The sequence below is a fragment of the Lacinutrix himadriensis genome (assembly GCF_001418105.1).
GTDB lineage: Bacteria > Bacteroidota > Bacteroidia > Flavobacteriales > Flavobacteriaceae > Oceanihabitans > Oceanihabitans himadriense.
This window is the reverse complement of record NZ_LIQI01000031.1, coordinates 172,523-184,605: the sequence shown is the minus strand read 5'-3', so window position 1 is coordinate 184,605 and position 12,083 is coordinate 172,523. Positions and strand designations below refer to the sequence as shown.

The window sequence follows — 12,083 nt, the reverse complement described above, 5'->3', positions numbered from 1 at the left end:
TACAATCTAATTTTTAAACCATTTAGAAAAAACTTCCTTTTTTACAAGGCTATCCAAATCTTTAAATTCTGTTTTAAAAAAATCATCTAATAATGCTACGGTAGCCTTAGATGCTTTAAATTTAATAGTGCTTTTTAAGGGATTCAGCTTTTTATGTAATCGATCCATAATGCGATATTGCAATGGCATTTTGCCTTGAAAATCTGGTTGTAAAGGCAAAAAACTAGAATACCTATAGTTACCACTTTTACGTAACCAACGATTTCTAAGAAGCTGTAATTTTATATGCTTTGGTGTTTTTGTTTTATTAGAATGTGTATTAAATACACTGGTATCTAACTTAGAAAAATCTACTTCTAAAAATTCACATACTTCTTGGATGCATTTTTCCTTATCTTCTAATAAATCTTCAAACAAAACTACTTTAATTCTTTCGAACGGGATATGCTTATAATACGCTTCTAACTGCTCCGGATACATACTTCGTCTAATAATACTATTCGGATTATATCTTAAAGTATCCTCTAGAGAATATATTGCTCTTCCTGATTTTAGTAAATGTAAATAATTAGATATCGTTCTTTTGGTAGGATGGCGTAATATAAAAATAAGTTTTATAGGCTTGTCTTGTAAAGCGATTCGTTTTGCTGCAATTTCAGAAGTTAAATACGTAGTAGAATCTTCGCCTATTATTTTTGCTTTTTTCTCTATACTTTTAAATTGCGATGCATACCAATTCCATAATAGCGTTGGCTGCTCTTGCATGGATTGGCTGGTCCAAGTCTCTTTTTTAGGATCATAAAAATTATAATCCGGATGCTGTAAAATGCTATCGATATCAAAAAAACCCAATTCATTATGCGCCATAGCAATATCTGGATGACTATGTAAAATAGCATGCAAACTAGTGGTACCCGATTTCATGGCACCTCCTATAATAAAATCTGGTAGATGCTCTGGTGTTTTAGATTTCCATACATCTTGTGTATTCTTTGCCATACAATCTATTTAACAATACTTAAATATAAGGCTTCATGGTTTTTTAGAAACTCTTCTATTGAAAATTCTTTGATCACCTGCTTTCGCATCTCTTTCCCTAACGTACTTCTTTCGGTTTCCGACATATTCTTTACGGCCTGTATTTTTTCGGCTAACATAGCCACATTACTCGCTTCAAACAAGTATTCTGGAAACTCCTTTAAAATGTCTTTTACACCAGACACATTAGAACCTACCACCACACATTCTGTAGCCATGGCTTCTAGTGGTGCATTGGGTATGCCTTCTCGCCTTCCTTCGTCTTTAGTAGGGATAACAAATAAATCTGCTAAAGCTAAATAAGGTCTAACTTCTAGCTGTTTTCCGGCAAAGACAATATTTGTATTTTCACGATATCGTTCTTTTAATTCTTGGCCATAATCATTGGTGTCATTACCAACAATTAAAACCTTTATAGAAGTATCCTCTAATTGCTGTACCGCTTCAAAAAGGATCTCCATTCCTTTTACAGCTACCAAGTTTGCTATAGATAATATTACAAAATCCTCCTTTTTAAAAGCGTATTTTTCTAATAAAGTATCCTTACCTACTGTAGCTTGATAACGGTTGGTATCTATGGCTAATGGAAACTTCTTTGCTTTATGTAGCATGGTATTAAAATACTGCTGCATCATATCTTCATTAACCACAATAACTTTGGTGCTTAATTTCGAGCGCCAAGACCAATACCTATTTCCCCAACCCATTGCTTTTTTGGTATACACATAAGGTATTCCTGCTAATCTGGCCGCTAGAGGTTCCGAAATATCCGAACTCCAATGCCAAGAATGAATCAAATCAAACTGGTTGTCTTTAAAAAATTTTCTAATTTTTAAAACGCGAGATAGAAAAGTAATTCTAGGTCTGTAGCTTGCTGTAAAAGGAAAAAGATGCATCTTAACCCCTAGCTTTTCTACTTCCTTGTAAAAGTTTCCTTTATTATGAAAACAACATATTTCTGGTTCAAAAAGGTTACGATCTAATTTTTCAACCAAATCATAAACCGATCGACCACTTCCTGCGGTGTTAAAATTGGGTATGGTATATAAAACTTTTATTTTTTTCGACATAAAAGCATTTGCTTTATTTAATAATTCGTGCAGGATTTCCTGCGATTACACAATGGGAAGGAACGTCTTTTACCACTATCGATCCTGCTCCAATAACCACATCATTACCAATAGTAATGTTGCCTATAATTACCACATTTACGCCTACCGTTACATTATCTCCTATAGTAGGAATTAAGGTGTTATCGTTTCCTTTATTCCCAATGGTTAATCCATTTCTAAATTGAAAATTTTCACCTATAGATTTTGCATTAATAACCGTTGCAAAAGGATGATAACACATGAGGCCACCCGCAATTTTTGTGCTTTCAAAAATTTTACAAAGAAATTCTTTTATAAATATTTTTTTTACCCACTGTCGGCGCTCTTTTGTACGCCAAAAAAATATAACCGCAAACTCCGGATAATAAATCATGAGATGTTCAAACTTTTTCTTTAGGGTATCTGGATTTACTTTACAACCTCTAACACTTATTGTTTGAACAATATCTTGTTGAATAATTTTATTTTCGGCTACATAACGGTTAAACAACTTTATTAAAAGCAATTTTTTAAAAACATGTTTTACAAGAAAAATGAACCGTTTCATAATAGCTAAAGCAATTTAAAGTTTTTTTATAGAATTATTAATATAAAAAGGAACAAGGTAATAAACATAAAATTTCAAAGCGATATTTACTGGAATAATTACCAAGATAGATAAATACCATCGTAATAATAAAGGCAAGGAAATTGGAGTAATTTCCTCAAGTAATTGCTTTTTTAAAGCACTTCTTTTTGCTAAACCTTTTGTATTACAAATCCATTTACCAATAGTAGCATATAAATAGCTATACAACAAGTCTTTATACTTTAATGGCACTTCATTTTCTAAATAAAAAGGCAGATGTGATTTTACAAATCTTGACCAATGAAGCGATATGTTATCTTTTTTCTTTTTAGCTTTTTCTAGAGTAGATGTAGAGTGTTTAAAATACAAATATATGTATGTATCTAAAAAGGCAACATTACAGGTCATTCCTAATTTAATATCTAGCGCAGTATCTTGACCAATCTTTAGGTCTTCGTTGTAACCTCCAATTTTACAGAAAACTGTCCTTTTATAGAGAAATGCAGGTGGGCCTACCACATGTTTTAAATGTTCAAACCAATACATTCCCCAATAGGGTTTCTCTTGAAAGATTACTTTATCCGTTTCATCGGTTGGTTTTTCCGTTTCAGAAATTCCTTTAGGAGATTTGATCATCCTTCCAAATACCGCATCGATTTCTGGATTAGCATCTAAAACGGCAATCATTTTATGTAATGCTTCCGGATATATTTCATCATCTACATCAAAAATATACACATAGGTTCCTGAAGCTTTTTCAATTCCTAAATTTCTGGCTGGAGCTGCTCCTTGTTTCGGTTGTGTAAAAAGCTTTACCCTAGTATCTTTTTCTATTAGTTTTTCTATGTTTTTTACAGAAGCATCTTTAGAATTATTATCTACATAAAGTATTTCAAAATCTTCTAATTGCTGATTTATAATAGAGAGATACGATTTCTGAATGAAATCTGCTCCATTATACACAGGAATAACTACAGATAATTTCATATTTTATTTGTTGTAAAAATGTTTATGCCATAAAGACATTGTTAATAACATACTAACTGGAGTGGAATAAAAAACTGGGTTCGTATTTTTAAACTTTTTATAAAAGTCCATAACCACTTCTTTTGGCACAAACTCTAGAAAAGAAGGATGAAAAATCCGTTCTTGTAATTGTTTGTCATTTGCTTCTCCATAAAACTGTAATTCAAAATTACGTTGAATATATGGGTTTCCAATAGCTGCATTAAACTCGCGCTTTATTTTATTACATACCCTATACGGCAAATTAAAAGGCGTTTTATTATACTTATAGGTATTTAAATTAAAGGGTTTTTGCTCATGCCACGTAATATTTGCTAATGCTTTATACTCTTTCAAGTGTGCAATTTGCAAACGCCTATCTGCTAAAAATTCTTCTGGAATAGTACAAATAAACTGCATCATTCTATCGTCATAATACGGCAAAGTAATTGGATGTGCTTCTGCAAATACACTTAGATTCGTGGTAGTCCAACGGTGTGCCCATTGTGCCGTTTTAAAAGCGCGAACTCTAGCACTAATATTATCTATCTTAATTTTAGACAAAGCACTTTCTATTCTAGATTCCAAATAAACTTTAAATTCTCCATCTAATCCCCATGCTTTCCAAAGGGATTCTGCAAACTCTAGCCCTCCAGGTTTCAACATTTTTTTCAACAATAACGGAATCACCTCATTTTCTCCTATTCCTTCAGGCGCACCTCTATCAAAAAGCACATCTCCCCAATGTCCAAGCGAAAAAATGCCTTTCATTTGTTTTAGCTCGTCTAAAACCCCCATTTGTCTTGCATGTGTAAACTCTGAAAAACACCCATTTAATTGTGCCAAATCGTCAATACCATCCCATAAATATCCTTTAGGAATAGTAAAAGCATCAAAAGTAAAGTTACAAACTTTGGCAATTTGCTTGCTAATTTTATGTTCAGGGTAACCACCTGGAAAAGAATAGCTATAGGCATGTACCGGATTTTTTAAATCTTTTAAAATTAGTGCTTGACTTCTACTATCTAAACCTCCTGAAAGTGGTAAAATAACAGGTGCCTCTCCAATTTGTTCCTTTGTGATTTTTTTTAATAACTCTTTATATTCTTCAAGAGCAGTTTCAAAAGAAATATCTCTTGGTGTATACTGCCAATGAAACCAAGCTTCGCTATTAATAAGATACCCATTTTCATCTAAAGTATGCTTATGTCCTGGAAGTAAACAAACCGCATCTTTATAGTAGGTATCTCCATCCATAAAAAAACCAGTAGCAGCAAAAATGCAAATGGCTTCATAATCTAGCTCATGAGCTTTATGCAGTTTTGCAAACTGCAATTTAGTAGGTAATATGGGCGTTTTTATGGTTATCATATAATGGAGAGCTAATATAATAAAAAGACCTTGTCATTAAAATTGTAAAGAAAAAAATGTTTTTAATTTCTACTAAATTTTTATTTCAAAATAAGAATAGTGCTGAAAAGGCATTTATTCTTTATTTGGTATACCTTCTAGATTATCTACACCATGCTCCAACCACCACTTTTGCCAGGCATAAATATGCCAAACTCCCCAAGAATTATCATGCTTATGGTCAAAAAACTCTTGTACATAATTACGTAATACAGCAACATCTATTACCTCTTCTCCATAAAATGGGGTATGAAAAACAACCCGTATGACTTCCTTTTTCAAATGCTGATGTAGCCAATCTAATAATGGTACAGAAAAGCCCATTTTCTTTTGGTTTATTAGTGTTTCCGGAACTTCATTGGCTAATAAAGCTTTAAGATCCTTCTTTAAATCTTTTTTACTGGTTAATTTTCCATGCTGTTGCCAAGCCCAAATAATGCTATTTTTATCTAAAAAAGGCACACGAACTTCCAAACTATTTGCCATACTTGCTCTATCTACTTTAATTAAAACACGTTGTAAATGTGCATAAAACTCATTCCAACGCATTTCATGCAACAGGGTTTGTTTGTTTGCGTTTTGAAAGGCATATAATGCATTTACGTATTTAGAAAACGATATATTTGGAAAAGCAGCATTTAGAGTTGCTGCTGGAAGTTTTACATGTTTATTCGCAATAAAAGCATCCAAAGTCTTAAAATATGGTGCCCAAGTTTTAGTTATTCCTAAGGTATTGGTGATCTGGGCTAAAGGTTTTCTAATAAAAAAAGGCAACTTAAACCACCAACGTTTTTGTAAAACATCTAACATTCTAGGATAACCAAAAAACAACTCGTCTCCACCATCTCCAGACAGCATTACGGTATGTTTCTTTTTAGCCTCTTTAGAAATAACATAGGTTGGAATACTGGAATAATCACCAAAAGGCTCTGAATAAGCCTTAAAATGTGCATCTATTTCCGATACTAAATCCGTTTCCTTTACAGCAACAGTATGTTGCTTTATATTTAAATATGCAGCATAGCCTTTTGCTATCTCACTTTCGTTAAATTTAGGATTAGCAACTTCTAAAGTAAAAGCTTCTATATCATGAATATGTTTTTTAGCATACGCACTAATTAAAGGGCTATCAATACCTCCACTTAAAAAAGTAGCGATGGGCACATCACTCACCAACTGTTTGGAAACAGCTGTTTGCAAAATAGGAGATAAATTTGTTTTAGCCTGTACCGTTTCTTGTATTTTATTAAAGGAGACTATTGTTTTTTTAGAAACGTTTCCTTCTCTATTTATTTGAAGTAATTCCCCAGGATTTACTTGAAAAACAGATTCGTAAATAGTATTTGGCGCTTGCATATAGCCAAACCCAAAATATTCTTTGACAGCTTCTGGTTGTAATTCTAAAGTTTTACAAAACCATGGATGCTTGAAAATTTGGTCAAATTGCGAAGCAGCTACTACTCCATTTTTGTGGATTCCATAAAACAAAGGTTTGATTCCTGCAAAGTCACGCGTGAGATACCAACAATCTTCTTTAGTATCTATGATGGCAATGGCAAACATACCATTTAGAAGTTTTATGGTAGCTTCTACTCCTTGCTTGTCTAGTAAATGCATGAGGACTTCTGTGTCTGATGTAGATACTAAATTAGTGAGTGCATGCGTCTTGGCTAAGTCTTTATAATTATAGATTTCGCCATTAAACACAACCTGATAACGACCACTTGGACTTTGTTTGGGTTGATTACCTTTCGGGGAAACATCTAAAATAGCCAAACGATTAAAGCCCAATTGAAAGCCAGAACCCCTTGTAATACCAGTAGCGTCAGGACCACGATGTTTAGATAATGCCAAAAGCTCTTTAAAGGATGTTGCTTCTGTTATGGCATGGTTTTGAAATGTATATTCACCCAGAAATCCACACATAAATTAAGGTATTAATAATTTAGTGTAAAGTGCATTAAGTGCATCTACCTCTTTATCTACTGTGAAATTCTCATGACTATGCACCATCCCATTTTTAGAAAAAGAAGCGTAATTGGAAGGGTTTTTCCAAAGATCTATAATATATTTAGCAGCTTGTGCCGCATCCCAAGCATCTACACAATAACCACTTTTACCTGGAACAATAGTTTCTGGCAAACCACCTGCATTAGAAATAATAGCTGGAAGACCTAAAGATTGTGCCTCAATAACTGACATACCTAAAGATTCTGAATGACTTAATTGCAAATAAAAATCAGACTCTAACAGCCCTGTCATTAATTCTTGGTATGGCATTTTTCCTTTTAGGACAACACAATCTGAAATATCATATTTTTCTATAAAAAACATTAATTCTTTTATCCTGTGCCCAGAACCAAATAATTGATAACGTACTTTATAACCTGACTCTTTTAAAAATTTAATAACTCTTAAATTGCCATCTATATTTTTCTCCCAAACAAATCTAAAAGCAGAAGTAATACGAATTTCATTAGGATCTGGTTTTATTTTTGGAGTTACTTGCGAAGGTTTAAACGAAATAGGAATAACATTAACCTTTGAAGCTTCAACACCTAATTTTATTAATTGCTTTTTTTGCTGGGTACTCATTGCAATAAAAGCATCTATCTTATTGGCCTGTTCCTTATAAAACAACTTCCATTTATCGTACAAAAGAGGTTTTACATAAGTGTCATCTCCACGCATGGTTACTATAACCTTAGGGCGTTTATTAGCGGCAAGCTCTAATAAATTAAGCACTTTAGGAAACAAAAAAGAATCCATAACATGTAAAACATCTACCTGTTCTTTTAAACAGTATTGTTCCATATAATTCAATTTTAATGGCTGCTTATTATATATATTCTGTAAGCGCTCATAAACCCTTCTCTTATAATAACCTGGCACTTTTATAGCATTAGTTCTTGATGTACCATGAAAATGAACCACATTAAAATCTAAATCATCTTGTGCATCTAATCTATCCACTACAGACATTAAATAAGGCTGATAAAATAAAGGAAAAGAATGAAATAACTGAATGACTTTAATGGACATTTTTGAATATATTATTGAAGATATCTAAAGTAATTAAAATAGTTTAGTAAATAAACATATGGTCTAAAACTTTAAAACAATATTTTTTTATAGTTAATTGCTTATAATTTACTGGCAAAGAAGCTAAAACAAAAGCAAAATGGATACTTAATCTTAATTTAAAAGACATTTGTGTATTATACTTTACAAAGGCATCTTGAATTAATTGTTTATTCTTTTTATAGAATAGCTTGTCTAAAGTCTTAATTTCTATTAGTTGTTTAAACAACATCCCAAAGTATTTAGCATATAAATTAGCTTCTATAATACTTAAACTAACTAAAAGCGTAGTTAATTGATGTTCTTTCTGCTTTACTTTTGATATAGCACTATAAATCCCACCTTGATGTTTTCTATATGCACCACTAACCTCATTTATAAATTTTATTTTACCAAACTGAGATTGCCATAACAACATAACCGTATCTAAACCTGGAGCAGAAGGTACTGTACTAAAATCTCTATTTTTAAAAACGCGAGTTAAAGTTGGCGCCCAAATAGGCAAATCTTTTCGTTTGTAATCTGTTTTACGATTATCCGTAATTAAAGCTTGTTTTGTAATGCTATCATTTTCATCAACAATGCATATATTTGTAAAACAAACTTCATACTCTGGATTGGCTTCTAAAAAATCTACTTGCTTTTGTAATTTTAGTGGATCTACCCAATAATCATCCCCATCTAAAAGAGCAACATACTTGCCTTTGCAGTTGTCTAAAATATTAATAAAATTATATATCCTCCCTAGTCTTTCCCTTTTAATAGAATAATCATCTCCCTTTTGTCTATTTAAAATAACAACTTTAATATTTGCATTTTGGAATTCATAATTTTTAATAATTTCTAATGTCTTATCTGTAGAAAAATCATCACCAATAACAACTTCAAAATAAAAATTTGTTTCTTGAATATCTATACTTTTTAAAGCTTCCAAAATGAATGCATCATGCATAAATGTCATTAATCGAACACTTAACATTATATTTTTTGTTTCACTCATAATTAAACTTCTCTAAGCTTGATTTAGCAACTTGATTAAACTCATGGATATCAACACTTGTTAGAATTTCTTTATACTTTCCTATATTAGTTTTATCTAGATTTGTTAACGTCTTAGATTTCCATTCTAAAAACTCTACCGGTTCTATATTTTTTTCTTTATTTATAAGATAATAATGATACATTTTCTCATTAACCTCTACGTTTAAAAATTCACAAATACGTTTTACTTCATATTTATTATTTAAAACAACATCCTCATACTTAACAACCAAAGTATTCTTTTTTAATATAGAATTAAAAAAACTAGAAATGTTTAAATTATTTTCATCCCACTCGTTAGCTATATCAATAATTTCATTTGGCAAAACTGGGGCATATTTACTTTTAAGTTTTCTTTTATTCAATTCCAAATATGAGCATGCAACATCTCTACCATCTCTTATTAAATGAATCCATTTAGCGTTTGGAAAAATAGTGTATATGTCTTTTAGTTTTTTTATGTAATAGTTATTTTTATCTCCCCAAACTTTAACTTCTTTACCTTGATTTTTTCCGTAGTTGATATATACTAGATTTATTAACTCGTTATAATTTTCAGGCTGCCGATTTAAAATCATTTTTTTTAAAGATTCAAAATTAAAAATCCAAGTTTCGAATTTTCGTGAGGATTTTAAATCTTCACAGAATGCATTAACCTTAGCTTCTGTTTTAGAATCTTTAATTTCCCAATTTTTATATTTAGTATACCACCATTCTAAAAAACCAGATTCTGGTGGTACAGCAATTTCGGGATGACTATCACAAATAATACGCAATAATGAAGACCCACTTCTTGGGTTTGCTAATATAAAAAAAGGAGATTTATCTTTCATTAAAACCTATTTGATTGCTTTATTTATGATATTTATTATTGTATCTAACTGAACCTTCTCCAAGTTATAACTAAGTGGCAAACACAATATTTGTTTAGATATACAATCAGAAATAGGAACCGTAGCAACTTCTACATAGGGTAAGGTATGTAAACTTGGAAAAAAATACCTTCTTGGAAATATTTTTTGTTTTTCTAAAGCTTGTTTTACTTTTAATAATTGTGCTTCACTTTCAAAAATTATAGGATAATAACAAAAATTCCATTGCGTGTGCTCTCTAATTTTTAGTGGTTTTAATTTACTTAAATCTAACTTAGAATTATAATAAGTGACAGTATTTTTTCTAGATTCAATAATTACATCCATATAAGGAATCACAGCTAGTCCCATTGCGGCCTGAGGTTCACTCATTTTAGCATTAATACCAATACCTTGAAAAGCCTCAGGACCATCATGACCAAAATTATGATGGTAGTACAATTTTTTATGTATGGTTTCATTATTAGCAAACATAGCACCTCCTTCTCCGGTATGAAAAAGTTTCGTAGCATGAAAACTACAGGTACTTACATCCCCATAATTAAAAATGCTTTTCTCTTTATACTTTACACCAAAACAATGTGCGGCATCATAAATTACTTTTAAGTTGTGTTTTTTAGCAATAGATGCAATAGCTTCTACATGACAAGGGTTTCCAAAAACATGGGTTGCTAAAATAGCGCTGGTTTTTGGTGTGATGGCTGCCTCTATTTTGGTTTCATCTATCGTTAAAAACTCTGGATGAATATCGACAAAAATTGGCGTACAGCCTTCCCAAACAATACTGCTTGTAGTGGCTACATAACTAAAAGGGGTGGTAATGATTTCGCCTGATAATTCTAAAGCTTTAATGGCTATTTGTAAAGGCAGCGTACCATTGGTGGTAGCAATTATATTTTTTACACCCAAATAAGATATTAATGTAGCCTCTAACTCTTGTACTAAAACCCCTCTATTCGTCATCCAGCCAGTTTCCCAAGCACGTTGTAAAACAGCTTGATATTCTTCTTGAGCTGGTAAAAAAGTTTTAGTTACGTTAATCATCATAATCGTTTCTTATGTTCTATTTTCCCAAGGAAAATCATCTCCTTGTTTTGGTTGGTTTAAAAAAGCACATAATTTACCATAATCTTTAGCATTGGCAACGTTAATAATTAACAATTTTTCTGGTCTACTTTTAAAATAGTTTTTTACAGAAGCATTATGAGTATTATAAAAATGCTTTAATTTAATCGCGTCATAAGGTTCTTCGCCCTCAGTAATACTATGCACTTTTCTTCTTACATCAGCCATATAGCCTTCATACCTATATCTTGCTAATTTTAAATCTTCCCAAGTAGGCGTATGATTTCCATTTCCAAATAGTTTCGTATGAAACTTAACCATTGATTGGTACCACTGCTCGTCAGAATCCCTTTCTGTTAAAATAAATTTAGCCTTTGGAAATGCTACATCTAAGTGTTGATACGTATAAGGCAATGAAAATGGCACATCTTGAAAAGCTTCTGCTGTTTTACAAAACTTAATAATCTTTTTAAAATCTCTTTCGTACCATGAATTTAAGAGCCATTCTCCTTTTACTTGGTTTCCTAATCGGTAATTAAAACTCTTTAAAACAGTTTCTATAGTAGTAGTACCTGTTTTGTTTTGTCCTATACAAAATATTTTGGTTTGACGACTTTTAAATAGCATAATGTGTTAAGTAACGTTACACGCTAAATATAAATGGAAATATCTTATTACAATAATTAAAGTTAGATAAGTTTATGCTAAATTAAAAAAGTACTTATTTTATATTTCCGGCAATTTGGTAAGCCAATAATACAATTTTAATTTAAGTGGAATTTTAAGATCACTTAATCACCACAAAAACATTGCTTTATCTGCATATTTACCTCCTTTTTTTGTGTATTTTTCATCTATTAACAGTAGAGGTTTTTTAAAATAAAAGAGAAT

The 12,083-nt window shown here is 31.4% G+C and carries 11 protein-coding genes; all 11 read right to left on the bottom strand.

What is annotated here, in order from left to right; all coding sequences use genetic code 11:
* Window positions 1-6: 6 nt before the first annotated feature.
* Window positions 7-999: a sulfotransferase family protein gene (locus AMD28_RS16775; RefSeq protein WP_055445297.1), complete on the bottom strand. Its 993-nt coding sequence runs from the start codon at window positions 997-999 to the stop codon at window positions 7-9.
* A 5-nt stretch (window positions 1,000-1,004) separates the two neighbouring features.
* On the bottom strand, window positions 1,005-2,108 hold the full coding sequence (locus AMD28_RS16770) for a glycosyltransferase (protein WP_055445296.1): 1,104 nt from the start codon (window positions 2,106-2,108) through the stop codon (window positions 1,005-1,007).
* Between the two features lie 13 nt (window positions 2,109-2,121).
* On the bottom strand, window positions 2,122-2,697 hold the full coding sequence (locus tag AMD28_RS16765; RefSeq protein WP_083478359.1) for a serine acetyltransferase: 576 nt from the start codon (window positions 2,695-2,697) through the stop codon (window positions 2,122-2,124).
* Window positions 2,698-2,712: 15 nt separating this feature from the next.
* Window positions 2,713-3,705: a glycosyltransferase family 2 protein gene (locus AMD28_RS16760; RefSeq protein WP_055445294.1), complete on the bottom strand. Its 993-nt coding sequence runs from the start codon at window positions 3,703-3,705 to the stop codon at window positions 2,713-2,715.
* A 3-nt stretch (window positions 3,706-3,708) separates the two neighbouring features.
* The gene (locus tag AMD28_RS16755) at window positions 3,709-5,094 is read right to left on the bottom strand and encodes an asparagine synthase-related protein (protein ID WP_055445293.1); all 1,386 of its coding nucleotides are present in this window, start codon (window positions 5,092-5,094) and stop codon (window positions 3,709-3,711) included.
* Between the two features lie 114 nt (window positions 5,095-5,208).
* Window positions 5,209-7,059 carry an asparagine synthase (glutamine-hydrolyzing) gene (gene asnB, locus AMD28_RS16750; protein ID WP_055445292.1) on the bottom strand — a complete coding sequence of 617 codons (1,851 nt, stop codon included), beginning with the start codon at window positions 7,057-7,059 and terminating at the stop codon, window positions 5,209-5,211.
* 3 nt (window positions 7,060-7,062) lie between these two features.
* Window positions 7,063-8,175, bottom strand: a complete 1,113-nt coding sequence (locus tag AMD28_RS16745; RefSeq protein ID WP_055445291.1) for a glycosyltransferase family 4 protein — start codon at window positions 8,173-8,175, stop codon at window positions 7,063-7,065.
* A 43-nt stretch (window positions 8,176-8,218) separates the two neighbouring features.
* Complete coding sequence (locus tag AMD28_RS16740; RefSeq protein WP_055445290.1) at window positions 8,219-9,214, bottom strand: glycosyltransferase; 996 nt, start codon at window positions 9,212-9,214, stop codon at window positions 8,219-8,221.
* The gene (locus AMD28_RS16735) at window positions 9,207-10,088 is read right to left on the bottom strand and encodes a sulfotransferase family protein (protein WP_055445289.1); all 882 of its coding nucleotides are present in this window, start codon (window positions 10,086-10,088) and stop codon (window positions 9,207-9,209) included. Before AMD28_RS16735 ends, AMD28_RS16740 begins: the two co-directional genes overlap by 8 nt.
* A gap of 6 nt (window positions 10,089-10,094) precedes the next feature.
* Window positions 10,095-11,171: a DegT/DnrJ/EryC1/StrS family aminotransferase gene (locus AMD28_RS16730; protein ID WP_055445288.1), complete on the bottom strand. Its 1,077-nt coding sequence runs from the start codon at window positions 11,169-11,171 to the stop codon at window positions 10,095-10,097.
* 12 nt (window positions 11,172-11,183) lie between these two features.
* Entirely contained in the window at window positions 11,184-11,819 is a 636-nt protein-coding gene (locus tag AMD28_RS16725) for a sulfotransferase (RefSeq protein WP_055445287.1), read from the bottom strand.
* Between the last annotated feature and the right edge of the window lie 264 nt (window positions 11,820-12,083).

Coding starts and splice junctions, on each gene's coding strand:
- AMD28_RS16775 (WP_055445297.1), bottom strand. CDS start 999: ATGGCAAAGAATACACAAGATGTATGGAAATCTAAAACACCAGAGCAT.
- AMD28_RS16770 (WP_055445296.1), bottom strand. CDS start 2,108: ATGTCGAAAAAAATAAAAGTTTTATATACCATACCCAATTTTAACACC.
- AMD28_RS16765 (WP_083478359.1), bottom strand. CDS start 2,697: ATGAAACGGTTCATTTTTCTTGTAAAACATGTTTTTAAAAAATTGCTT.
- AMD28_RS16760 (WP_055445294.1), bottom strand. CDS start 3,705: ATGAAATTATCTGTAGTTATTCCTGTGTATAATGGAGCAGATTTCATT.
- AMD28_RS16755 (WP_055445293.1), bottom strand. CDS start 5,094: ATGATAACCATAAAAACGCCCATATTACCTACTAAATTGCAGTTTGCA.
- asnB (WP_055445292.1), bottom strand. CDS start 7,059: ATGTGTGGATTTCTGGGTGAATATACATTTCAAAACCATGCCATAACA.
- AMD28_RS16745 (WP_055445291.1), bottom strand. CDS start 8,175: ATGTCCATTAAAGTCATTCAGTTATTTCATTCTTTTCCTTTATTTTAT.
- AMD28_RS16740 (WP_055445290.1), bottom strand. CDS start 9,214: ATGAGTGAAACAAAAAATATAATGTTAAGTGTTCGATTAATGACATTT.
- AMD28_RS16735 (WP_055445289.1), bottom strand. CDS start 10,088: ATGAAAGATAAATCTCCTTTTTTTATATTAGCAAACCCAAGAAGTGGG.
- AMD28_RS16730 (WP_055445288.1), bottom strand. CDS start 11,171: ATGATTAACGTAACTAAAACTTTTTTACCAGCTCAAGAAGAATATCAA.
- AMD28_RS16725 (WP_055445287.1), bottom strand. CDS start 11,819: ATGCTATTTAAAAGTCGTCAAACCAAAATATTTTGTATAGGACAAAAC.